Source organism: Mycobacterium sp. E802, assembly GCF_001666875.1.
In the GTDB taxonomy this organism is placed as follows: domain Bacteria; phylum Actinomycetota; class Actinomycetes; order Mycobacteriales; family Mycobacteriaceae; genus Mycobacterium.
In genome coordinates this window covers 1-22800 of sequence record NZ_LZJD01000195.1, presented here as the reverse complement: position 1 = coordinate 22800, position 22800 = coordinate 1, and the positions used below count along the sequence as shown (strand labels likewise).

Annotated in this window: 29 protein-coding genes; 21 read left to right on the top strand and 8 right to left on the bottom strand. The window is 67.2% G+C overall.

The annotated features are described in order from the left end of the window. Positions 1–849 (bottom strand): DEAD/DEAH box helicase (locus A5699_RS27990; RefSeq protein ID WP_157561490.1); only part of this gene is annotated, 849 nt, incomplete at its 3' end. A gap of 56 nt (positions 850–905) precedes the next feature. After that, positions 906–1379: a carboxymuconolactone decarboxylase family protein gene (locus tag A5699_RS27985; RefSeq protein ID WP_067777145.1), complete on the bottom strand. Its 474-nt coding sequence runs from the start codon at positions 1377–1379 to the stop codon at positions 906–908. A gap of 81 nt (positions 1380–1460) precedes the next feature. On the opposite strand from A5699_RS27985, the gene A5699_RS27980 reads away from it, so the two are divergent. Beyond that, on the top strand, positions 1461–2315 hold the full coding sequence (locus A5699_RS27980; RefSeq protein ID WP_197508418.1) for an adenylate/guanylate cyclase domain-containing protein: 855 nt from the start codon (positions 1461–1463) through the stop codon (positions 2313–2315). Here A5699_RS27980 and A5699_RS27975 read toward each other — a convergent pair. Further along, positions 2269–2961, bottom strand: a complete 693-nt coding sequence (locus A5699_RS27975) for a cutinase family protein (RefSeq protein ID WP_142254057.1) — start codon at positions 2959–2961, stop codon at positions 2269–2271. The two genes, A5699_RS27980 and A5699_RS27975, sit on opposite strands and share 47 nt — an antisense overlap. 72 nt (positions 2962–3033) lie before the next feature. On the opposite strand from A5699_RS27975, the gene A5699_RS27970 reads away from it, so the two are divergent. Together A5699_RS27970 and A5699_RS27965 are read left to right on the top strand one after the other, a co-directional pair. Further along, positions 3034–3420, top strand: coding sequence for a nuclear transport factor 2 family protein (locus A5699_RS27970; RefSeq protein ID WP_067777142.1), 387 nt, complete (start codon positions 3034–3036; stop codon positions 3418–3420). 13 nt (positions 3421–3433) lie between these two features. Beyond that, on the top strand, positions 3434–4153 hold the full coding sequence (locus A5699_RS27965) for a CoA pyrophosphatase (protein WP_067777140.1): 720 nt from the start codon (positions 3434–3436) through the stop codon (positions 4151–4153). Between the two features lie 2 nt (positions 4154–4155). Here A5699_RS27965 and A5699_RS27960 read toward each other — a convergent pair whose 3' ends face one another. After that, complete coding sequence (locus tag A5699_RS27960; protein ID WP_067777153.1) at positions 4156–4596, bottom strand: flavin reductase family protein; 441 nt, start codon at positions 4594–4596, stop codon at positions 4156–4158. A 153-nt stretch (positions 4597–4749) separates the two neighbouring features. Here A5699_RS27960 and A5699_RS27955 point away from each other — a divergent pair, with 153 nt between their 5' ends. The 17 genes from A5699_RS27955 to A5699_RS27880 all read left to right on the top strand — a co-directional run bounded on the left by A5699_RS27955 (position 4750) and on the right by A5699_RS27880 (position 18385). Beyond that, complete coding sequence (locus A5699_RS27955) at positions 4750–5931, top strand: zinc-dependent alcohol dehydrogenase (protein WP_067777137.1); 1182 nt, start codon at positions 4750–4752, stop codon at positions 5929–5931. Positions 5932–6018: 87 nt separating this feature from the next. Then, complete coding sequence (locus tag A5699_RS27950) at positions 6019–7020, top strand: MoxR family ATPase (RefSeq protein ID WP_067777134.1); 1002 nt, start codon at positions 6019–6021, stop codon at positions 7018–7020. A 7-nt stretch (positions 7021–7027) separates the two neighbouring features. Next, a complete protein-coding gene (locus tag A5699_RS27945; protein WP_067777147.1) occupies positions 7028–7894 on the top strand; it encodes a DUF58 domain-containing protein in 867 nt (288 codons plus the stop codon). Next, on the top strand, positions 7884–8357 hold the full coding sequence (locus A5699_RS27940) for a hypothetical protein (RefSeq protein ID WP_067777131.1): 474 nt from the start codon (positions 7884–7886) through the stop codon (positions 8355–8357). Before A5699_RS27945 ends, A5699_RS27940 begins: the two co-directional genes overlap by 11 nt. Next, on the top strand, positions 8348–9298 hold the full coding sequence (locus tag A5699_RS27935; RefSeq protein WP_067777128.1) for a hypothetical protein: 951 nt from the start codon (positions 8348–8350) through the stop codon (positions 9296–9298). The genes A5699_RS27940 and A5699_RS27935 overlap by 10 nt, the downstream gene beginning before the upstream one ends. After that, on the top strand, positions 9295–10221 hold the full coding sequence (locus A5699_RS27930) for a VWA domain-containing protein (RefSeq protein ID WP_067777150.1): 927 nt from the start codon (positions 9295–9297) through the stop codon (positions 10219–10221). Before A5699_RS27935 ends, A5699_RS27930 begins: the two co-directional genes overlap by 4 nt. Then, complete coding sequence (locus A5699_RS27925; protein WP_067777125.1) at positions 10218–10907, top strand: hypothetical protein; 690 nt, start codon at positions 10218–10220, stop codon at positions 10905–10907. The genes A5699_RS27930 and A5699_RS27925 overlap by 4 nt, the downstream gene beginning before the upstream one ends. Before the next feature lie 34 nt (positions 10908–10941). After that, positions 10942–11541 carry a TetR/AcrR family transcriptional regulator gene (locus A5699_RS27920; protein WP_067777121.1) on the top strand — a complete coding sequence of 200 codons (600 nt, stop codon included), beginning with the start codon at positions 10942–10944 and terminating at the stop codon, positions 11539–11541. A gap of 138 nt (positions 11542–11679) precedes the next feature. Continuing rightward, positions 11680–12339, top strand: a complete 660-nt coding sequence (locus A5699_RS27915) for a hypothetical protein (protein ID WP_157561491.1) — start codon at positions 11680–11682, stop codon at positions 12337–12339. Positions 12340–12489: 150 nt separating this feature from the next. Then, on the top strand, positions 12490–14013 hold the full coding sequence (locus A5699_RS27910; RefSeq protein WP_067777115.1) for a nitric oxide reductase activation protein NorD: 1524 nt from the start codon (positions 12490–12492) through the stop codon (positions 14011–14013). A gap of 12 nt (positions 14014–14025) precedes the next feature. Beyond that, the gene (locus A5699_RS27905; RefSeq protein ID WP_067777112.1) at positions 14026–14832 is read left to right on the top strand and encodes a CbbQ/NirQ/NorQ/GpvN family protein; all 807 of its coding nucleotides are present in this window, start codon (positions 14026–14028) and stop codon (positions 14830–14832) included. Further along, the gene (locus A5699_RS30185; RefSeq protein WP_255376494.1) at positions 14832–14960 is read left to right on the top strand and encodes a hypothetical protein; all 129 of its coding nucleotides are present in this window, start codon (positions 14832–14834) and stop codon (positions 14958–14960) included. Before A5699_RS27905 ends, A5699_RS30185 begins: the two co-directional genes overlap by 1 nt. Then, positions 14945–15652: a hypothetical protein gene (locus A5699_RS27900; RefSeq protein ID WP_067777109.1), complete on the top strand. Its 708-nt coding sequence runs from the start codon at positions 14945–14947 to the stop codon at positions 15650–15652. The genes A5699_RS30185 and A5699_RS27900 overlap by 16 nt, the downstream gene beginning before the upstream one ends. Before the next feature lie 89 nt (positions 15653–15741). Then, positions 15742–16092 (top strand): hypothetical protein, encoded by a 351-nt coding sequence (locus A5699_RS27895; RefSeq protein ID WP_231965867.1) that lies wholly within the window; start codon positions 15742–15744, stop codon positions 16090–16092. Further along, positions 16093–17343: a cytochrome P450 gene (locus tag A5699_RS27890; protein ID WP_067777103.1), complete on the top strand. Its 1251-nt coding sequence runs from the start codon at positions 16093–16095 to the stop codon at positions 17341–17343. It begins immediately after the preceding gene. Between the two features lie 40 nt (positions 17344–17383). After that, positions 17384–17893, top strand: a complete 510-nt coding sequence (locus tag A5699_RS27885) for a hypothetical protein (protein ID WP_067777100.1) — start codon at positions 17384–17386, stop codon at positions 17891–17893. Between the two features lie 66 nt (positions 17894–17959). Beyond that, a complete protein-coding gene (locus tag A5699_RS27880; protein ID WP_067777097.1) occupies positions 17960–18385 on the top strand; it encodes a hypothetical protein in 426 nt (141 codons plus the stop codon). 16 nt (positions 18386–18401) lie between these two features. Here A5699_RS27880 and A5699_RS27875 read toward each other — a convergent pair whose 3' ends face one another. Together A5699_RS27875 and A5699_RS27870 are read right to left on the bottom strand one after the other, a co-directional pair. After that, on the bottom strand, positions 18402–18851 hold the full coding sequence (locus A5699_RS27875) for a 6,7-dimethyl-8-ribityllumazine synthase (RefSeq protein WP_067777094.1): 450 nt from the start codon (positions 18849–18851) through the stop codon (positions 18402–18404). A gap of 9 nt (positions 18852–18860) precedes the next feature. Next, the gene (locus A5699_RS27870; protein ID WP_067777091.1) at positions 18861–19622 is read right to left on the bottom strand and encodes a S9 family peptidase; all 762 of its coding nucleotides are present in this window, start codon (positions 19620–19622) and stop codon (positions 18861–18863) included. An 88-nt stretch (positions 19623–19710) separates the two neighbouring features. On the opposite strand from A5699_RS27870, the gene A5699_RS27865 reads away from it, so the two are divergent. Continuing rightward, on the top strand, positions 19711–20604 hold the full coding sequence (locus A5699_RS27865; protein WP_067777089.1) for a mycobacterial-type methylenetetrahydrofolate reductase: 894 nt from the start codon (positions 19711–19713) through the stop codon (positions 20602–20604). Between the two features lie 10 nt (positions 20605–20614). Here the strand turns inward: A5699_RS27865 and A5699_RS27860 are convergent, their stop codons facing one another. After that, positions 20615–21748 (bottom strand): PDR/VanB family oxidoreductase, encoded by a 1134-nt coding sequence (locus tag A5699_RS27860; protein ID WP_067777086.1) that lies wholly within the window; start codon positions 21746–21748, stop codon positions 20615–20617. Continuing rightward, the gene (locus A5699_RS27855; RefSeq protein ID WP_082957908.1) at positions 21741–22679 is read right to left on the bottom strand and encodes a metal-dependent hydrolase; all 939 of its coding nucleotides are present in this window, start codon (positions 22677–22679) and stop codon (positions 21741–21743) included. Before A5699_RS27855 ends, A5699_RS27860 begins: the two co-directional genes overlap by 8 nt. Positions 22680–22800 lie beyond the last annotated feature (121 nt).

Sequence of the window (22800 nt, the reverse complement as noted above, 5' to 3'; positions counted from 1 at the left end):
GCTGGTCGAAAATCGGAAGCCGCCGATCATCTCGGCGATCGCCGCCTTCTCCTCTTTTGTGCACACGTTGACGCTCATCAGCGCCTGCGCCCGCTCCAGCGCGGAGGCCTGGGTGAAGTGCACGACGTAGATCGGCGCCTGCTTGGTCTCCAGCAGGTCGGCGATGGTCTCGTGCATCGGCGTGGTGGCATACGAGAAGAACAGTGGGACCGGCCTTTCGGCGCCCGCGACCAGGGCCGTCTCGCGCCCGGTGCGCCGGGTCAGATCCTTGCGCAGGAACGTCACGTCGCCCAGCGTCGCCGACATCAGTAGGAACTGCGCCTTGGGCAGTTCCAGCAGCGGCACCTGCCACGCCCAGCCGCGGTCCTGGTCACCGTAGAAGTGGAACTCGTCCATCACCACCAGGCCGATGTCGGCATCGGCACCTTCACGCAGCGCCAGGTTCGCCAGGATTTCGGCGGTACACGCGATGATCGGCGCATCGGCGTTGACCGACGCGTCGCCGGTGAGCATGCCGACGTTGGCCGCGCCGAACACGTCGCACAGCGCGAAGAACTTCTCGCTCACCAGCGCCTTGATCGGGGCGGTGTAGAAGCTGACGCGGTCCGTGGCGAGCGCCGCGTAGATCGCCCCGGTGGCCACCAGCGACTTGCCCGACCCCGTCGGCGTCGCGAGGATCACGTTCGCTCCGCTGACCAGTTCGATCAGCGCTTCCTCCTGCGCCGGGTACAGGGTGGTGCCGTTGGCCTCGGTCCAGGCGGCGAAGTCGGTGAACAGCGCGTCGGCGTCGTCGCCCTTGGCTTGCAGCGCCGACAGGTCGTTCGGATCGTCGAGCAGGGGAGTGGTCATATTGATGACCAGCGTGCCAGCTCACCCCTGTCGACGATCGTCCCGGTCGACCGCGGTTACCCGAACTGCCCCGGCTCGTAGTCGCCGGCGGGCATCTGAACGATCACATTCAGGCGGTTGGCGGCGTTCATGAACGCGATCAGGCACACCAGCGCGGCCAGCTGATCCTCGTCGTAGTGCTTGACCGCATTCGCCCACACCTCGTCGCTGACCCCGCCGGCCGCGTCGGCGATCCGGGTGCCCTGCTCGGTCAATTCCAGCGCCGCCCGTTCGGCCTCGCTGAACACCGTTGCCTCCCGCCATGCCGCGACCAGGTGGAGACGTTGCTGGGTCTCCCCGGCAGCAACCGCGTCCTTGGTGTGCATATCGGTGCAGAAGGCGCAGCCGTTGATCTGGCTGGTGCGCACCGCCACCAATTGCTGAGTGGCCGCAGGGAGCGACGAGTCCGTGATCACCTTGCCCGCTGACGTGACGTACTTGAGCATCTTGGTGGCGGTTGGGTTCTCGAACAGATTCAGACGGGCATCCATTGTGGGCTCCTAGGTTGTTGGTGCTTACCCCCTCAAGACACCGCGGCTCGACGAAATGTGACAGCCGGAGATAATCAGCGGATGCCGACGACGCTTGAGTCCGTCCTGCTGGTGGTTGTCGTCGCGCTGTTCGCGGCATTCGTGACGTTCCTGGTGCTGTTCCTCGTGAGCCGGCGGCAACTGACGAACGCCCGCCGAGAGATCGAGCGGATGCAGGCCGAGGACGAGGACCGCAAGCGCAGGCGACGACGGGGCGTGGCCCCGATGGCGATCAAGACCGTCTTCCAGACCGCCGACATGCTGATCAACAAGGGGCTGGGCGCGACGGTGCGCAACTCGATCGAGGATCTCGCCGGCTGGGCCCAGGTCGAACGCCCGGATCTGGCCAGGCTGACCGCCGACGGACGCGTCGTCATCGTGTTCTCCGACATCGAGGGGTCGACGGAGAGCAACGCCGCGATGGGTGACCGGGCCTGGGTGAAGCTGTTGGAGAAGCACAACAAGCTCGTGCAGTCCCGGGTCGACAAGCACGGTGGCCACGTGGTCAAGACCCAGGGCGACGGGTTCATGATCGCGTTCGCCGATCCGGAGAACGCGGTGCGGTTCGCCACCGACGTGCAGTGTGCGCTAGCCGAGAATCCGCAGCGGTGGCAGGCGATCCGGGTGCGGATCGGGGTGCACATGGGCACGTCCGTGCGCCGCGGCGACGACCTGTTCGGGCTCGACGTCGCGATGGCAGCCCGCGTCGCCGGTCAGGCCGGCGGCGGCGAGATCCTGGTCAGCGAGCCGGTCGCGGAGGCGGTCCGACACCTCGACGACCTCCAGCTAGGTGCTCCGCGCGAAGTGGAACTGAAGGGTCTGCCGGGAAGCCATCGGCTCTATCCCGTCGTCAGCGCCGCGCAGCGGGCGCTGGAGCCGGCTGGACATGACGCGTGACCCATTGCGCAGCCAGCTTGATCAGGCCCGATTTCGGATAGGTGATGTGCGCGTTCCAATCCCGGCCGAGCGAGCAGATCGGGTCGTTGGTGTTGCACAAATCCGCGGTCTTGGCGCCGAAGTCCGGGCTCATGCGGGTCAGCGGCTGACCGAGCCGCGCCGATGGGTTCCCGAAGACGACGACGGAGGCGACGCGCGGGACGACGGCGGCAGGTAGCGGGGCGGTGTAGCCCAGGCCGGCGATCGGTGAGGTGGCCACCACGTCGACGACGGCCGCGCCCTGCGAGTAGCCACCCATCACGATCTTGGTCTTGGGGCAACGCGCCGCGGTGGCCTGGACGCGCTTGCTCATGTCGGTGGCCCCGGCGGCGGCCTTCATGAAATCCCAGGATGCGGGGTACTGCACCGCATACGTGCCCACCGTCGACCCTTTGACCATGGGGCGCAGCGTGTCGACGAATGCCTTGCCGACGTTGCCGATGCCGGCCGGTTCGTCGGTGCCGCGGGCGAAGACGACCTCGATGTCAGGGCAGTCCGGCGCGGCCGAGGCTTGGGGCGTCGTGAACGGTGCCGAGAGGGTGCCCAGCGCGGCAGCCGCAGTCACCGCTGCGAGGCCGGCCAGGGCCGGTACCGTACGGACACCCACGAACCACTTCTACCACTCTTTTCACAGCAATGCCCAGGCGTACCGGCCCCGTACATCGGGTATTGCACTGCAATGGCCAGTCCACTACTCGATGAACTCCTGCACATCGAACGGGCCGGGTGGGATGCGCTGTGCGAGTCCAGCGGCGCCGACTTCTACGGCGCCCTGATGCTTCCCGACGCCGTCATGGTCCTGGCCAACGGCATGGTGATGGACCGCAACAGCGTGGTCAGCGCCTTGGCCGAATCGCCGCCGTGGCGTGCCTACGAGATCAGCGGTGTGCATGTGATCGCCCTCGACGACGACAACGCCGTGCTGGTCTATGTCGGCACGGCATACCGCGACGAGGATGAGCCCGCATTCGTCGGCGCGATGTCGAGCGTCTACCACCGCGTCGACGGGTCCTGGAGGCTCGCGCTGTATCAGCAGACCCGCAAACCGGATCAACGGGCCGGCTGAATATGGTCGAGCAGTGACGATCGCCTACGACGACGCGCTGCGGGACCGGATCGGGACGCATCTGGCAGGGCACCGGCGCCGCTCGGTCACCGACCCGACGAAACGTCACGCCGCCGTGGCGGTGGTCCTGGTGGACTCCGAAATCGGAGAGGACCGGGTGGACCCGGCGCCGGTCGACGAATGGATCGACGGTCGGCCGATGCCGGAGCCCGGCCTGGACGGCCGCATGGTCGACGTGTCCGGTGGAGCTGCTTTCCTGTTGTGCCGCAGGACCTCTCGCCTTTCGTCGCATGCTGCGCAGTGGGCGTTGCCCGGTGGCCGGCTGGATCCGGGCGAAAACGCCGTCGAGGCCGCGCTGCGGGAACTCGACGAGGAGGTCGGCGTGAGCCTGCCCGACTCGGCGGTGTTGGGCCTGCTCGACGACTATCCGACCCGCTCGGGATATGTCATCACCCCGGTGGTGATCTGGGGTGGCGGTCGCCTGGAGCTGCGGCCCTCACCCGATGAGGTGGTGGCGGCTTACCGGGTGGGCCTGCACCAGCTGCAACGTGAGGACTCGCCGCGGTTCATCACCATCCCCGAAAGCCCCCGCCCCGTCGTGCAGATCCCGTTGGGCAACGATCTGATCCATGCGCCGACCGGCGCGGTGTTGCTGCAGTTGCGATGGTTGGCTCTGGAGGGTCGGGCCGATCCGGTCGACGAACTCGAGCAGCCGGTCTTCGCCTGGCGCTGATTTCAGGCCTCGTGCCCGGGCTCGAAGTCGGTCACATCGGACAGTTGGATCCACGGCTGCGGGTCGTCAGGGGCCTGTCCCGCAACGGGTTTCAACAGATACCCGATGTGATCGCCGAGGTCGAACCGGTCAAGGACCTGCCCGACGAACCAGGCCGGTGCGGCATCGAGGATCGGCGTGCCGGCCGGGCCGGAATGCCAACGGCACCGGGCGAATTTGTCGACCTCGTCACCGGTCTCTTCGCCGAACAACCGCGCCAGGTCCAGGTCGTCACGGGCCAGCAGGTGCACACCGAGATGGTCGGCTGAGTCCGCGACGGCCAGCGTGTGGTTCTGCTTCGACAAGCCCACCAAGAATCGGGGCGGGTCGATGCTCGACTGCGTGGTGAACCCGACCAGGCAACCGGCGCGCCGATCGTCGGTCTGCACGGTCACGATGAACATCGGGTAGTCCAGGAGTCCGGCGAACCTGTCGAAACCGTCCCAGCTCGAGATCACCGCACCATTCTCCTCACCCTCGACGACCTGGCACCGGTTTGGTGCCGATCTGCCGGGGTAGCCACCACCGAGTCACTCCAAACTGAGGGGAGCACAGCTGTGAAAGCCGTTACCTGGCACGGTTGGCGGGACGTGCGGGTTGACACCGTGCCCGACCCGAAGATCGAAGAGCCCACCGACGCGATCATCGAGGTGACCTCGACCAACATGTGTGGCTCAGATCTGCATCTGTACGAGGTGCTCGGCGCCTTCATGCATCAGGGTGACATCCTGGGCCACGAACCGATGGGCATCGTGCGTGAGGTCGGCTCCGGCGTCGGAAATCTGTCGGTGGGGGATCGGGTGGTCATCCCGTTCCAGATCTCCTGCGGGCACTGCTTCATGTGCGATCAGCAGCTCTACACCCAGTGCGAGACGACCCAGGTGCGCGATCAGGGGATGGGCGCGGCCCTGTTCGGTTACTCCGAGCTCTACGGTCAGATCCCCGGCGGCCAGGCGCAATACCTGCGGGTGCCGCAGGCCCAGTTCACCCATATCAAGGTGCCGGAGGGGCCGCCCGACTCCCGGTACGTCTATCTGTCGGATGTGCTACCCACCGCGTGGCAGGCCGTCGCCTATGCCGCGATCCCCGACGGCGGCTCGGTGACCGTGCTCGGGCTCGGACCCATCGGCGACATGGCGGCCCGCGTCGCCCAGCACCTTGGCTACCGTGTCATTGCCGTGGACCGGATCCGGGAACGGCTGGGCCGTGCCGAAGCTCGCGGCATCACCACGATCGACCTCAACTCGTTGGACGAGCCGGTGGGTGACGCGGTGCGATCCATGACTGACGGCCGCGGTACGGATTCGGTGATCGACGCGGTCGGCATGGAGGCCCACGGTTCGCCGGTGGCCTCGACCCTGCAGAAGATGACCGCCATGATGCCCGACGTGATCGCCAAGCCCATGATGCAGACCGCCGGTGTGGATCGGCTCGAGGCGTTCTACTCGGCGATCGACATCGTGCGCCGCGGCGGCACCATCTCGCTGATCGGCGTCTACGGCGGCATGGCCGACCCACTGCCCATGCTCACCTTGTTCGACAAGCAGATTCAGCTGCGCATGGGGCAGGCCAACGTCAAGAAGTGGGTCGACGACATCCTGCCGCTGCTCGGCGATGACGATCCTTTGGGCGTCGACGATTTCGCCACCCACGTCCTGCCGCTCGACGAAGCGCCGCACGGCTACGAGATCTTCCAGAAGAAGCGGGACGGCGCCGTCAAGATCATCCTCACGCCGTGAGCGGGCGGGCACGCGCCGAGTGAGATCGGCAAAGTCTGGGTACATCGTCTTGGTCTGGGAAGGGGGACGACCGACCGGAGAGGATTCATGACCGCACCGCGATTGCAGGCCGACCAGCGTGATGCCGCCGAAGCTCAACGCATCGTGGAAGCGGTGACCTCGGCATTCTCCGCCCGCGTGGTGGGCCAGGACCATCTGCGCGAATCGATGTCGGTGGCGCTGCTGGCCGGCGGGCACCTGCTGATCGAGAGCGTCCCCGGGCTGGCGAAGACCACCGCGGCCCGAGTGGTGGCCGAGTCGATCGATGGCACCTTCCGCCGGATCCAGTGCACGCCCGACCTGTTGCCCAGCGACATCATCGGCACCCAGATCTACGAGGCCGAACACAATTCGTTTGTCACGCAGTTGGGCCCGGTCCACGCCAACATCGTGCTGCTCGACGAGATCAACCGCTCCAGCGCCAAGACCCAGAGCGCGATGCTGGAGGCCATGGAGGAACGCCAGACCACGATCGCCGGCGTCGAATATCCCATCCCTGAACCGTTTCTCGTGATCGCCACGCAGAATCCCGTCGATCAGGAAGGCACCTATCCGCTGTCGGAGGCCCAGACCGATCGGTTCATGCTCAAGGAGATCGTGGGCTACCCCTCGGTCGAGGACGAAGTCGAGATCGCCGCCCGGATGGATGCCGGGCTCTACGATCGCGGTCACCGCGCCGCTCCCGTCGTCACCATTGACGACATTCGTCGCGCCCAGGGCATCGTGCGGTCGGTGTATCTCGATCGGGCCCTGGTCGAGTACGCCAGCCGACTGGTCGGCGTCACCCGCGAACCGGGGCAATACCTTCCGGCGAACCTGGCGCGGGTGATCGAGTACGGGGCCAGCCCGCGAGCCACCCTCGCGTTCTGCCGGACGGCCCGGGCCCTGGCGGTGCTGCGTGGCCGCGACCATGTGGTGCCCGACGACATCGCCCGGTTGGCCCATCGTGTGCTGCGCCACCGCCTGATCCTCGGTTTCGAAGCGGCCACCGCCAGGATCACCCCAGACGTCGTCGTCGATGCGGTGTTGCGTGCGGTCCAGGTCCCCTGAGGCCGCGATGGGAAAGTATCTGGACTCGGCCAAGGCGTACATCGGTCGCGACGCCGCGGGGTTGCTCGAGGGCGGCCGCTACGCCCTGGTGCACACTCGCAGCCTGGAATTCGACGAGCTGCGCCCCTACGTTCCGGGCGACGATGTCCGTGACATCGACTGGAAGGCCACCGCCCGGTCCGGGCACACCCTGATCAAACGGTTCGTCTCCGAAAAGCACCACAAGGTACTGGTGGTCGCCGACGCCGGACGCAACAGCTGCGCACTGGCGCCCTCAGGTGAACTGAAAAGGACCGTGGCGCTGCACACCATCGGCGCGATCGGGCTGATGACCCTGCCGCGCTCCGACGAGATCGCGATGGTGCTCGGGGACCGGCGAGGTAACGTCGACATCCGGCTGCGCCGCGGGGAAACCCACATCGAACGCATGCTGCACCGGTACCACGACCACGCCACCGACCATCCCGGTCCCAGCGACATCCGGGTACAGCTCGAATGGGTCGCCAGCCACTACCGGCACCGACTGCTGATCTTCGTGGTGTCCGACGAACCCGAGGTCGACGAGCGGCTGGCCGACGTGCTGGGTTCCCTCACCGCCCGCCACGACGTGCTGTGGGCATTGGTCGGCGACATGCCCGCGGTGGGCGCGCCATCCGACGGCGCACGCGGCTACGAGATCGCCGATGGCCGGCCGATCCTGACCGGCCTGGACGCCGACGTGGTCGAGGCCTATCGCCGTGCAGAAACCCAACGGCGCGAACGGCTTTCCGAGCTTCTCACCACCCACCGGGTACCGCACGCCCGGATTCCCGGCAGCATGCGCATCCGGGCGGCGTTGACCGCCATGACCGGGGTGTACGCCCGTGCCGGATGACTTGCTGCGTTACGTGACCGGGCCGACGCCCTACTCGTCGGTGTGGCTGTGGATCGCGATCGGTCTGATCCTCGTGCTGTGCGCCTGGTACGGCGCCGTCTTCGTGTTGACTGCGCCCGGGCGCGCGGTAGGAGACCTTCCCCTCATCGGCGCGGCCCGGGCCGAGTACCTGCGCCGCCGGTCGGCCCGGGCGGTGCGCACCATCGGAAACCGTTACCGCTCAGGTGATCTGAGCGCCGGGGCGGCGGGGGCCGCGCTCAGCCGGGAACTGCGGGCATTCGTCCAGGGCGCCACCGGAGTGCGGGCCCGCTACCTGCAGATCGACGCCATTGCGGACAGCGACGCCGCACCGGCTGCCCCGATCCTCGCCCAACTCACCGATATTCAGTTCAACCACCGCTCCACGCTGGATGCCGGGACGGTCAGCGATCAGGCCGAGGAGTTGATCCGCGGATGGACCTGATCTGGTGGGTGGTGGCGATCGCCGGGTGTCTGGCCCTGGCCGGGTGCGTGGGTGCGGCCCTGTGGCTGAAGGAATCAGGCCCCGACGATCTCAGACCGCTGGCCAACACCCGACGTCTGACCCGGTTGCCCGAGTACGTGCGGGCCGCGCGACGACGCATGGTGTCGGCCGTCGTCGCGATCGTCATGTTGACAGTCGCGTTCGCGGCGGCCGTCCTCGTGGCGGCCCGTCCCACCGGACTTCCGTCGTGGGCCCGTAGCACCGCGGTGGCGGCACCGGAGGACATCATGGTCTGCGTCGGCGGACCCGCGACCGACCCGGCGGTCAACGCGACATTGCAGTACTTCGGCGAACGGATCCCCTCGTTCGGCACCGCCCGGATCGGGTTGACCTCGGCGAACCGACGGGTGCTTCCGCTCACCCGCGACTACCAGTACGCGGCAGGCCAATTCGCCGCCGCCGCCCGCGGCGATGGTGCCGATCCGCTGGTCACCCCGGTCGCCTATGTCGACTACTCCGCGAATGTGACGGACGTGTTGGCCTTGTGCCTGACCGGCTTCCCGTCTTTCGAAGAGGCCTCGGCGCAACGCCGTTCGATGATCTATGTGGGTCCGGAGACCCTGCCCGGCAAGTCCACGCCGTTGTTCACCGAGGGCAGGTTGCGCGACCTGGCGGTCAATGCCGGCATCCAGGTCAACGCCATCACCCCGGGAACCGGGGAGGGCGCCGTGGCAGCCTTGGCGCGCAGCACCGGCGGACGGTGGTACGGACCTACGGACGTCGAGGCACATCTGACCGAGATCCGTGACCATCCGCCGCAGGCCGGACCGACCGGTGACAGCGCGGCGACGAAATCCGCGGAGACGCCGGGGATCCCGGTGCTGGCCGCACTGCTGGCGTTGGCGGTGCTGTGGTGGTGGCCGGCGGTGATGCGACGATGAGTTTCGAGCCGATCCTGCCGCCGCTGCTGCTCGCGGCGCTCGCGGTGGTGCTCGTCGTGGCTCGTGCCGTGACGTTCCCACAGGTACGGGCACAGGCCGACGGTTGGCCTGCGGTGTGGCGCTGGTCGGCGCTGACCGCCGCCGGGCTGTTGCTCCTCGTGGCCGGTCTCGGTCCGGTGGTCGGCGGAACCCGCGACACCGTGCCCCGGCCCGCGGGTGACCGTGACCCGAGCATCTTCGTGATCCTCGACCGGTCGCCGGAGATGACACAGCCCGGCCCCGACGGACGCTCGGCGATGTCGGTCGCGCGCGCGGACGTCGCCGCCCTGATCGATCGCTATCCGGATGCCCGTTTCGCGCTGATCGGGTTCACCGACCGGCCGAGTGTGGTGTGGCCGCTGTCGGCCGATACGTGGAGTTTGCACCCGGTGCTCTCGGCCGTGGACGCGTATCCGGCGAGACCGGATGCCCCGGATGCCAATGTCGGCGCCGCCGCCAGTGTGCTGCGCTACCAGTTGATCAGCGCTGCAGCGCAGTTCCCGCGGGCGCAGAACCTGGTCTTCTATCTGGGTGCCGGTGCGCCGGAATCCCAATCCCCGCAACGAGAATTCCAGTTGCCCGAGGGCAGTGTAAACGGCGGGGCGGTGCTGGGATACGGCACCGCCGGGGCGCAGGCGCTGCGCGGGGTGGCCGACCAGATCGGGGTGCCGTACGTGTCGCGTGACGTCGGCACGCCGTTGGACGTTGCCCTGCCCGACGATGCCGCACCGGAGCAGGCGCCTGAGACAGCCCGGGATCGCGCCGGCGTGGAGTTGTACTGGGTCTTCGCCGCAGCGGCGGGGCTGCTGATCCTGGTCGAGCTCTATCTCGTGCTGCGGGAGTTCCGTCGCACGCAGTCGATCGACGTGGGGCCGCGGTCATGAACCCGTTGCGGCGCAGGTTGCTGCTGTACTCCGCCCCGGTGGTGCTGGTCCTGCTCATCGCGATCGTCAAGCTGTTGTCTGTGGTGGTGATCGGCCATTCGGCGGTGTCGAGTTTCGCCGATCGCGACACCGACGCCCTGGCACGCGAGGTGTCGAGGCTGCAGGTGCTCAATGTCGTCGAGCCCGGCAAGGCGGACTCGGCCGCGGGTGCGCTGGCGGTCCTCGAAGACCGGCTCGCCGACGCCGACCGTCACTTCAGCGCCGCGGTGGAATCGCTGGATGGCACTGAATCCTGTTCGGCCAGGGTGAATCTCGAACTCGTGCGGGAAACGCTCGGTGACCGTGCCGCCGCGGTGTTCGACCTCCAGACGGCGGTGGCCCACTATCTCGGTGCGCGAGAAGTGGTGGAGCGGGCCGAAGCGGGGTGCTTCGCCGGCAACACCGACCCCGACCCGGATCGCCGAGGTGTACGCGAGGAGGCCTCGGCCCGGTTGAACGGCAAGATCGATGCGGCGAGCGTCGCACCGCCGCCGGTGACACCACCGCCCCCCGCGGCACCGGCACCCGCTCCGCCACCGGGATCGGCGGGGGCGGCCGACCCACGGTCACCGAACCGCCTGGATCCCACCACCGGTGACCCGCTGGACCGGCTGCAACAGATCCTGCGTGACGCGGCCACCGGCTAGATTCACCTGAGTCGGGTCAACACGAGGGAACGGGATGGCTGTGGCAGACGGGTTGTCTGCGCGTGAGGCGAAGCGCCTGCAGACGCGTGAGCGGTTGATGGGTGCGGCGATCGCGGAGTTCAAGCGGGCCGGGATGGCCGAAGCGGATGTCGGCACGATCGTGAAGGCGGCCGGCGTCGCGCACGGCACGTTCTTCTTCCACTTCCCCACCAAAGAACATGTGCTGCTGGAACTCGAACAGCGCGAAGAGGAACGTATCGCCAAGCAGTACGCGCAGTTCCTCAAGAAGCCGCACACGCTGGAGGACGGTCTGCGCGAGTCCATGCGCCTCGTGGTCGGCCTGGAGCGTCGGCTCGGCGATGTCCTGTTCAAAGACTTTCTGGCCCTGCACTTCTCGCAGACCCGTCCGCCGGTGCCGGACAGCCAGGAACATCCGGTGATCTCCCACGTGGCCCAGGAGATCGAGCTGGCCCAGCAGCAGGGCGAGGTGGCCGCCGACGTCAACCCGTGGAACAGCGCCGTGTTCTTCCTGCTCGGCTTCTATGCGCTGTTGATCACCACCAACGACTGGCCCACGCGAGACGCCCTGCTGGAGGACTACGTGATCAGGACCATGCGCAGCATGGCGCCGTAACACCGCCCGCAGGGGCCCCTGTCGAGCCGTCGTTTCATTGACTATAGTCAGTCAACAACACGCCACGGCTCGCTTGGAGGACCCTTGAATCTGCCGACCACCAACACGCGCAAGCGTGGCCCGTCGGCGGCCGATCAGATGGCCGATCACGACGAGCTGTCCCGGCTTGCTCAGCGGCAGGCCGACAAGTGGTTGATCGTCGGGTCTCTGCTGATCGGCAGTGCGGTCCTCGGCATCGTCGGGTTGCCCATCTTCCTGCGCGGCGTGTGGCTGCTGCGCCAAGCCCAGCGCGAGGGCCTGTCGGTGCGGCCGATGATGGTCACCCTGCTCGGTTACCTCGTCATCATCGATGCCGCCATCAACGCCGTCGGGTGGTCACTCGACCTCGTCGGCAACCACACGATCCTGGGCCGGGTCCTGCTTGTGGGCTGGGGATATATGTTCGATGCCGGATATTTCTGGCACTTCAACGAGCTGTGGGTCGGCGGCGCGGCCGGGCCGGGGGAGAAGGCCTGGGAGGTCGCTCTCATTCTCACGGTGTTCACCATGCGCATCGCTGCGGGCATCGGGTTCTTGCAGATGAAGCGCTGGGGTCAGCAGTGGATGATCGTCACCTGCTGGATGGGCGTGGTGATCTGGTGCGGCTACGTGTTCAACATGACGATGTTCGCCGACGTCCGCTACGCCGGGGTGATCTTCCCGGTGATCGGGTGGTGGCTCTACGACATCTTCTACATCACGCCGTTTCTGGCCATTCCGTATCTGCACACGGTCAACCGCGAAATCTTCACCGACTGACCGCATATCACTGACCACAGTCAGCACAATTCGAAGAAGGGGGCTTCATGCTCTGGGAGATCTGCCGCTACATCGGTGCCTGGGGTGGCACCGCGCTGATCATCTGGTTCTGGTACTGGATGTTCTCCAACATCGGCACGTTCTGAGTCGATGCCTGACAACGACGCGATCGCGGTCGAACGCAGCTGCGCCCTGACCGCCGTCGCCCTCAGCGCAGGAAGACGTGAGGGCGTGCGGCTGGTCACCGGTGAGCAGCGCAGTTTCGGACTGAACGCGGCGCTCGACTTTGTCCTGGTGCCGTTTCCGGCGAGGGATCCGGCCTGGACCCGACGTTCGCTGACCTGCGGGGTGGCCCTGCAATGCGCGCCGTCCAAAGAGCGGCTGCTGCATTACCGGCTGGGTGAACTGTCCGGTCGCGAACTGCGGGCGCTGAGCCTGGTCGAAGCCGGGGTGGCCCTGGGGTGGGTCGCCGAGAGCTGGCCGGGGCTGGTGCCCGAGATCCGAAGGCTGCTCCCGCAACTGGAGGCCACCGACGCGGAGATGTCGGCCGTCGACATGCTGGACGGCGCGGTGCGTCTGGCCCGCACCGGGACGGTGCCCGACCCCGATCCGCTGTTGGGCCGACTACCGGTCGCCTACACGGCCCCGGCGGGGTTGGCCGACGGGCTTCGCCGGCGGTTCGGCCGGATGCCGTGGACGAGTACCCAAAAGCGTTTGCCCCGGCCATATTCCGTGCCGGTCGGGGGTGACGGTGGGGTGCGCAATCCCAACCTGCCGCCGCCGAGTCGCCCGCAGGACAACGACCTTGACGTCACTCCGGAGCACCGGCCGGGGATTCCGTATCCGGAATGGAACGCCTGGACGGACAGTTTCCTGCACGATCACGTCGCCGTCGTCGAACATGCCAAGCCGCCACGCAGCCGCACGTCGGTGCCGGTTCCGGCCGATCTGCGGGCCTGGTTCGCCGAGCACACCCATCGCGCGATGACCGATCGCCTGGAGGACGGGTCCGACCTCGACGTCGATTCCTATGTCCGCCACCACATCGACGTGGTCACTGGAGAAGCCGGCGAGCCCAGGGTCTTCCGGGAACTGCTGCCCAGCAGCCGCGACGTGTCCACCGCGCTGCTGCTCGACGGCAGCTCCTCGCTCGGCGTACACGGTGGCCGGATCTTCCGGCTGGAACTGGCCTGCGCCGACGCGTTGTCGCAGGCGATGACGCGGGCGCGCGAACGCCACGGCATCTTCGTGTTCACCGGCAACACGCGCCATCGGGTGGAAGTCCAGTGCCTCAAGGACTTCGAGGACCGCCGGTTTGTCCCGCCCAGTGCGGCCGGCCTGGTCACCGGCGGCTACACCCGTCTCGGTGCGCCGCTGCGACATTTGACCAGTCGGCTTCTGGCCCAACCGTCGGAGCGGCGGCTGCTCATCGTGATCGGCGACGGGCTGATCTCCGACGAGGGTTACGAGGGCCGCTACGCCTGGGCCGACACCGCGCACGCGGTCGAGGAGGCCAACGAGGCCGGCGTCGCCGTGTACTACGTCGGCGTCGGGCCCACCCGCGTCGACCCGCTGCCGGAAGTGTTCGGGCCGAGGCGTTCTCAACGGATCCGCCGTGTCGAGGAGCTGCCACGGGTGCTTGCCCACGTCCATCGCGAACTGGTCGCCTGCTGAGGAGCAGAACATATGAGTAGTGATACGTATTTCGCCAACGGCAACGAGGTCCAGCTGTTCGAGCAGGCCTACGCCCGGCAGATCCCGGTGATGCTGACCGGGCCGACCGGCTGCGGCAAGACGCGGCTGGTCGAACACATGGGCTCGTTGTTGCAACGCCCGGTGGTGACGATCAGCTGCCATGACGACCTCACCAGCTCGGACCTGGTGGGCCGGTTCATGGTCACCGGAGGCGATGTGGTGTGGACCGACGGCCCGCTGACCCGCGCGGTCAAGGCCGGTGCCATCTGCTACCTCGACGAGGTGGTCGAGGCCCGGCACGACTCGCTGGCCATCCTGCATTCGCTCACCGACCATCGTCGTGCTCTGTATCTCGACCGGGCCGGAGAAGTTGTGCGGGCGCCGGAGACCTTCATGTTGGTGTGCTCGTACAACCCGGCCTACCGCAGCTCGCTCAAGGAGCTCAAACCCTCCTTCCGGCAACGGTTTGCCACGTTGCCGATGACCTACCTGCCCCCGGACCGCGAAGCCGAGGTGATCGTCGCCGAGACCGGAGTGGGACGCGACACCGCGGCCCGGCTGGTGGCGTGCGCGACCGCGATCCGCAGCGCCGACGCCGCGTTCCATTTCGAACCGCCCTCGACGCGGGTGCTGGTGACGGCGGCGCAGCTGGTCGCCGAGGGCGCCTCCGAACTCGACGCGGCCGAGGCGTGTGTGCTGGCCCCGCTGAGCACCGACGGGGCGATCAACGACGGACTACGCGAGGTGGCGGCGGCCGGCCTGCTCGACAGTTCCGGCAAACCAGGAGAGGGAGTCTGATGAACGAGCAAGAACGAAAGCGCAAGCGGGCGTTGATCGTCCTGCAGGTGGTCATCTACGGCTACCTGTTCGCGATGTTCTGCATTCAGATGTACATGTCGTTTACCCGAGGCTGGTGGGAATTGTGAGCGCACCGCTGTCCCAACAGGATTCGGTGACGCTCGAGGATCATCACGAGCAGTCCCGGCTGGCCCAGCGCCGCGCCGACAAGTGGATGATCGTCGGGGCGCTGTTGATGGGCATGTGGATCCCCGGTCTGATCGGATTCCCGATCTTCATGCGCGGGGTGTGGCTGCAGCGGCAGGCTGCCCGCGCCGGGTTGTCGGTGCGCCCGATGATCGTCACCCTGATCGGTTATCTCGTACTGATCGACGGCGCCCTCAACAGCCTGGGCTGGGCGCTGGACCTGGTGGCCAACCACACTCTGATCAACCGGGTACTGATGGTCGGCTGGGGCTACATGTTCGACGCCGGATACTTCTGGCATTACAACGAACTGTGGATCGGCGGGGCGGCCGCACCGGGCGAGAAGTCCATGGTCTTCGGGATGATCCTGACCGTCTTCGCGATGCGCTGCGCGGCGGCGATCGGCTTTCTGCAGATGAAGCGCTGGGGCCACCAGTGGATGATCGTCACCTGCTGGATGGGCGTCCTCATCTGGTGCCTCTACGTGTTCAACATGACGATGTTCGCCGACGTCCGCTACGCCGGGGTGATCTTCCCGGTGATCGGTTGGTGGCTCTACGACATCTTCTACATCACGCCGTTCCTGGCCATCCCGTACCTGCACACGGTCAACCGCGAAATCTTCACCGACTGAACAACTCTGAGGAGCACATGGTGTCGATCCCTACAGACAGCACAGAAAGCACGGACCTGCCCCCGGGCACCACGCCGTACTACGCGAACATGCACAAATGGATCAAGCGCGCCGTGCTGGTGTGCTTGGTGGCCCTGGTCGTGGAAGGCGCGTTCACGTTGCCGTTCATGGCCGTCTACTACGGCTATCCCACGCTGAGCATGACCGAGATCTGCAGCGAGCTGCTCAAGGTCCGCTACTCCGATGACACGCTGGAGTGCAAGCACCCCTACCCGATGCTCGGGCCGCCGGAAGGGGCCGAGGGTAAGGACACCGCACGTGACGAGTGGGGTATCCAGCCGACACCCAAATACGACCGGCTGGGCTTCCGCGAATTGGTGCGCCGTCACGAGGAACGTCTGGCCCGCCAAGCCCAGGCCCAGGAGCAGGGGGCTAGCTAGATGCCGAAATCTGCCGAGGAGCACGCGCGCAACTGGGATCTGCGTCACGAGGACTTCCACGACCACGATCTGCTGTACGAGGTGTATTCGGTGATGCGGCAACAGGCACCGATCGCCCACACGGCCGCGCCGTTCTTTCCCACGGACGGCGCCTGGGTCGCGCTCGGCTACGACGAGTGTTATCGGATCGCGCAGGACTGGCAGCACTTCTCGAGTAATCCGACGCCCGAGGGGGCCCGCCAGGCCGGCGGCGATCTGGTGATCACGCTCGACCCCCCGCGGCAGCAGAAGTTCCGGAAGGTGCTCAACCCGTACTTCTCCCCGGCCCGGATGAAGGCGCTCACGCCGCAGATCCGGGCCGAAACCGACCTGCTGATCGACGGTTTCATCGAGCAGGGTGTGGGCGACCTGGCCCAGGTGGCCTGGCAGCAACCCGGCGTCGTGTTCTTCAAATACCTGCTTGGGATGCCGGTCGGCGACGTCCCGTTGTGCCTCGATCTGGTCGACGCGGCCCTCAACGGTGACACCGAGCAGGACCGGATGATGGCGTGGGGCGGGTTGTATCAGCACGTGCACGATGCGGTGTCCGCCCGCGCCACCGCACCGGGCGGCGACGACATGATCGACGTGCTGCTGCATGCCGAGATCGACGGTGACCCGTTGCCGTTCAACGATATCGTGGCCAACGCCATCCTGCTGGTGCAGGCCGGCCTCGAAACAACGGCCAGCGCAATGTCTTTCGCATTCCACTACCTGGCCACGCACCCTGCCGAGCGTGATCGGCTGATCGCCGAGCCCGAGATCCTGCCCCGGGCGGTCGAGGAGTTCATCCGGTTCGCGGGATCGATCCACAGCCTGCCCCGTACCGTCGCCGGGGACGTCGAGTTGGGCGCACACCGGTTCGCTCCGGGGGACACGGTCCTGCTGAACTACGCCGCGGCCAATCGTGATGCCGCACAATTTCCCGATCCTGACCGCTGCGTGCTGGATCGTTCGGCCAACCGTCATCTCGGATTCGGCGCCGGCGTGCACCGGTGTCTGGGTTCCAATCTGGCTCGCCTCGAGTTCGCCATCGGCCTGGAGCAGGTCCTGGCCCGGATGCCCGACATGGCGTTGGACCCCACCGACTCCGCGGTGTTCCACGGCAACTCCGTGACGCGTGGCTACCGCCGGATCCCGGTGGTGTTCACCGGTGGGGAGCCCTCGACTGTGTTGCGGGGACCTAACGATTCGGTGGTGTCTCGGAGTTGACGCCGCGATAACCGGCAAAGCCGTGGTTCAGTGGTAACCGATGTCTGGTGCCTGGTTCTCGCGTTGCTGTACCTCCGCTGCAGCGGCGGCGGGCGTCATGTTGCTCGCCGTGGGCGTGCCCTGGGCCTCGGCCGCTCCGGCGGCTCCGGCCAGTGACGCGCGGGGATACCTCGACTCCACGGCGCGGTGTGACAGCGCGGATGCCACCGTGCTGTTCGGCAGCACCGACGCCTCCCGGGTGGCGATCTGTTCGGTGTCCGACGGCAAATACGAGTATCGCGGGGTGCGGCTACGCGACGGCGCCAAGCTGATCGTGCCGGCCACCCGCAACGACGACGGTGCGTTCCTCGTCGACAACGCCGGCATCGAGTACCTCGTCACCTCCAAGTCGCTGGTGGTCAGTGCCGCCGAGAAGGTGATCCGTGAGGAGGCGATGGTCGACTTCCACCGCCCCGGGGCACCGCAAACTGCGGCGACCCCCACCCGGACCACTCCGCTGCCCCCGCCATTGGCCGCCGAGGTGGGTGGCAGCGGCAGCAGCCGCCGCTGACTGCCTGACCAGAGCGGATGCCCGTCCGGTTGAGCCCGGTGGATGAAAATGATAATCATTAACGGCATGCGCACGTGTTCGGCATCGTTGGCGGCGGATCTGGATCAACTCCGCCGCGGTACGACATGTCTTTCCGTCCCACTCGTCGACGACGTCGTGCAGGTCGGCATCGGCGGTGACTTTCCCACCACGACCCTCGCGGTCCGCGTCACGGCATCGTCGGTGCGGGTTCGGCGGCTGGACGGGCGCCGGCTGCAGGTGCACATCGTCGAGGACTGGGCCGGGCCCACCGCACCTGGTGTGGCAACGGCGGTCTTCGCGCAACCGGTCGATGTGGTGGTGCTCGAACGGTGCGCCGGGCGCTGGACGCCCGGGGCGGGCGCGGAGATCGCCGACCGGGTGAACCTCCAGCGGTTCATCGGCACGCTGGCCCGCTTCGCCCTGGCCAAGCAGCGCGGTGCCGGTCGCGTCGATCAGGCGGGTGCGGCGTAAGTCGGATCGTCCGCGATCAGCCCAGCGAGCGGTGCAACTCCAGGGTGGCCGCGACGGCGTTGGCCGCCTCGGCGCCCTTCTTCACGAAGTGCCTGGTGAAGTAGCCGATGTGCTCGTCGTGCTCATGAAAGTGGTGCGGCGTGAGCACCACCGAGAACACCGGCACGTCGGTGTCGAGTTGCACGCGCATCAGCCCGTCGATCACCGCGGTGGCCACGAAATCGTGGCGGTAGATCCCGCCGTCGACCACCAGACCGGCCGCCACGATGGCCTGATAGCGCCCGGTCAGCGCCAGACGCTTTGCGGCCAGCGGTATCTCGAACGCGCCGGGCACCTCGAAGAACTCGAGGGCATCCGCCGCGAAGCCATGGGTGCCGATCTGTTCGGTGAATCCCTCGCGCGCCTTGTCGACGATGGCGCGATGCCAGGTGGCTTGCACGAACGCGATCTGCGTGGCGTCAGACATGTGGCGACGCTATCGCACGCCGAGGTAGGCGTCAGCCCAGGCACCGATGATCCGGCCGGCCCGTTTGGCCTGCCCGGGCCCGGTCAGCAGATGCTCGGAGCCTTCCAGCGAGACGAAGCTGCGTGGGTGCCGGGCGGCGCGGAAGATGTCGCTGGCGTTCTTTATGCCGACGGTGTTGTCGGTGGGGGAGTGCAGGATCAGCAGCGGCAACTTGAGGGTCTTGATCTTGTCGAGCAGCTGTGCGGCCCGGACATCTTCGACGAAGGCGCGTTTGAGGGTCAGCGTCTTACCGCCGACCATCCATTGGCCGCTGCCTTCGGCCAGCACCTGCTCGATGACGGCGTCGTACTGGTGCTCGACATGGGTCGGATCGAACGGCGCACCCACCGTCACGACAGCCCGCACGCCAGGGGCCTGCCGGGCGGCGGCGATGGCCGCGGCGCCGCCGAACGAGTGCCCGATCAACAGATCGGCCGGGGTTCCGCGGTCGGCCATGAATGTGCAGGCCGCGACGATGTCGTCGACCTTGACGGTGAACGAGCCGTCACCCCAGTCACCCTCGGAATCCCCGAGGCCCAGGGCGTCGAAGCGCAGCATCCCGATGCCGTCACTGGCCAACTGTTTGCAGATGCGCGCGGCCGCCGGAGAGTCCTTTCCCAGCGTGAAGCCGTGGGAGAACACACCCCAGCCGCGCACCGGCCCGTCGGGCCGGTCGATCACGCCGGCCAATGTCGGGCCCGTCGAACTGGGGAAGGTGACGCGCTCAGCCATGCCGGAGGTTTACCACGAATACTCCTCAGGCCGTCGAGGGTTCGACCCGAGCTGCCCCGTTGCCGACGCGGCTCCGTAGGGTGGCAAGGTGCCGTTGAACACCATCGCGCTGGAACTCGTGCCCCCGAACGTCGAGCGGGGCGCTCAGTACGCCGTTGACGAGGCCCGCAAGGTACTGGCGTTGTCCGCCGAGGTGGGTATCGAGGGACGGATCCGCCACGTCATGATCCCCGGGATGATCGATGAGGACGACGATCGTCCCGTCGAGATGAAGCCGAAGATGGACGTGCTCGATTACTGGTCGATCATCCGGCCCGAGCTGCCCGGCCTGCACGGGCTGTGCACACAGGTCACGTCGTTTCTGGGTCGTGAGGCGCTGGGCAAGCGCCTGACCGATCTCAGCGGCGCCGGCTTCGACGGCATCGCCTTCGTCGGCGTGCCCCGGACGATGAAGGACGGCGAGGGCGAGGGCGTCGCACCCACCGACGCCCTGTCGATCTACGAGGAGCTGGTGCCCAACCGCGGCGCGATCCTGATCCCGACCCGCGACGGCGAGCAGGGCCGGTTCAACTTCAAGTGCGACCAGGGCGCCACCTACGGGATGACGCAGTTGCTGTACTCCGACGCCATCGTCGGCTACCTGCGCGACTTCGCCAAGGCGAGCGACCACCGGCCCGAGATCCTGTTGTCCTTCGGTTTCGTGCCGAAGATCGAGACCAAGGTCGGGCTGATCAACTGGCTGATCCAGGATGCGGGCAATCCGGCCGTGGCCGCCGAGCAGGAATTCGTCAGCCGCATCGCCGGGCTGGAGCCGGCCGAGAAGCGTCGGCTCATGCTCGACCTGTACAAGCGGGTGATCGACGGGGTGGCCGATCTCGGTTTCCCGCTGAGCATCCACTTCGAGGCGGCCTACGGAGTCTCGAAGCCCGCCTTCGAGACCTTCGCCGAGATGCTGGAGTACTGGGCGCCGGATCGGGTTTAGCGCGCCGGGCCTAGAGGTCCAGCACGAGCCGGCCGGATTGGGGTCCGGCCCGCGAGACGCAGACCAGCATCTGACCGAGTTCGCGTTGCTGATCGGTCAGGAGGGTGTCGCGATGGTCGACGTCACCGGCGAGTACCCGCTGAACACAGGTGCCGCAGAAGCCTTGTTGGCACGAGTAACCCACGTCGGGCAGGGTGTCGCGCAAGGCGGCCAGCGTGCTCTGGTTCGCCCCGACCCGCACGACCCTGGCGCTGCGGGCCAACTCGACGTCGAATGGCGCGCCGTCGGCGACCGGCACCGGTGAGAACCGCTCGACGTGCAGTTCGGTGCCGGAGCCTGCAGGCAGCCCGCGGCGAACACAATCCACCATCGACGGGGGACCGCACAGGTATACCGCCGTCCGCCCGTCCACTCCATCGAGGAGTTCCCCGGCTGTCACGCGCCCGTGTTGTTCGGTGGTGTGCACCCGCACCGGGTCTCCGCACGCCAAGAGCTCGTCCAGAAACGGCAGGTTCTCCCGCCGACGGCCGACGAAGCGCAACGACCACGGCACGCCGACGCGCTCGGCGAGCCGGATCATCGGCAGGATCGGGGTGATACCGATCCCGCCGGCGATGAAGTGCAGCTTCTCGGCCCGTGATGCCGAACCCGGTACCGGCATCATGAATGCGTTTCGCGGATCGCTGATCTCGACGACCGCGCCGACACCGAGTTCGTGTACCTCCACCGAAGCGCCACCGCCCGAGGGAATTCGGCGCACCGCGATCCGGTACTCCTGTGTGCGTTGCGGATCTCCGCACAGCGAGTAGTGCCGGGTGCGACCGGACGGCAGGTGAACAACGATGTGTGCGCCCGGGTGCCACGCGGGCAGCGGCGTGCCATCGCCCACCGCCAAGGTGAGTTCGACGACCGAGCCGTCGGGCGCCACGCTGCGTCGACCCACCACCGACACGGTCCGGCGGTCCACGGCCCGGCCCAGCTCGGGCAGTTCGTGATTCCCACCGAGACGCATCACCACCGAGACGAAATGGGACACCGCGGTGCCGGCCAACCGGGTGAACAGGTCTGGGCGTACCGCCCGGTGCAGACCCGGCGGCGGTGCACCGGTATAGGGCTTGAGCAGGCGCCGCGACGGGTCAGCCATGGCCGGCCCGAGCCGCCGGCGAGGCGGCCAGATACGCCACCGCTTGGGCCGTCACACCCTCGTCGGCCGGGTCGTAATCACGGCGCAGGAACCGCAGCCCCGAACGGACCATGAAGCCCGCGGTCGGGACGGTGCCCCGCTTGCCGGAGGCGCGTAGCTTCCACAGCATTCGCAGGTATCCGAGATTGGGCAACGCCGGATCTTCGTGGATGAGGAACTTCGTGCCACGCAGCAGCAGCGCGAAGAACACCACACTGACCAGCACGCCCGACACGGCTTGCGCGACGTAGTCCATGCCGAAGTACCTGGCCACGTTGTAGGAGACGTGACGGTGCTCGACCTCCTCTGCCCCGTGCCACCGGTACAGATCGCACAACACCGGATCGACATCCATCTCGTCCCAGTCGTTGTTCAGCGCCCAATGCCCCAGCACACCGGTGAAATGCTCTGCGGCACAGAGGGCGTGGGTACCTGAGGAGAGTGCCTTGCGCCGATCCGGGCCCGTCGCCCGGTCCAGCCGCGCGTCGAACTGGCCGGCAACCCATTCCAGTTGGCGGTAGAACGGCTGCGGATCGATGCCATGGCGCCGGACATAGGCCACCAGAACGTCGTCATGGGTCTTGGCGTGCACCGCTTCCTGACCGATGAAGCCGACGATCTCGGCCCGCAACTGCTCATCGCGGACATACTCCAGCGCATCGCGAAGCAGTCTGCTGAACCAGCGCTCGGCCACCGGCAGAAAGAGGTTGAGCGACGTGACGACGTGCGAGCCGTACGGGTCTCCGGGAATCCAATGAAGCGGTGCGGTATCCCAGCGGAACTGCACCTGCCTCGGCCGCAGCGCGACCTCCTCGGGCGCGAAATCGTCCACTGGGCCGGCAACGGCCCGATGTTCTGGCTGCAATTGATCCCCTCGGCTCGTCACGCTCATCGCCGGGACGGCGCACTTTGCCGTCCCTCAATCTCTATTCGGAGCGGTGGCCGTCACAGATGGGTTTGAGAAGAGAGTGATCCGCGAGCGCGTCGGCTCCGAATTATTTAGGTCGGGTGCG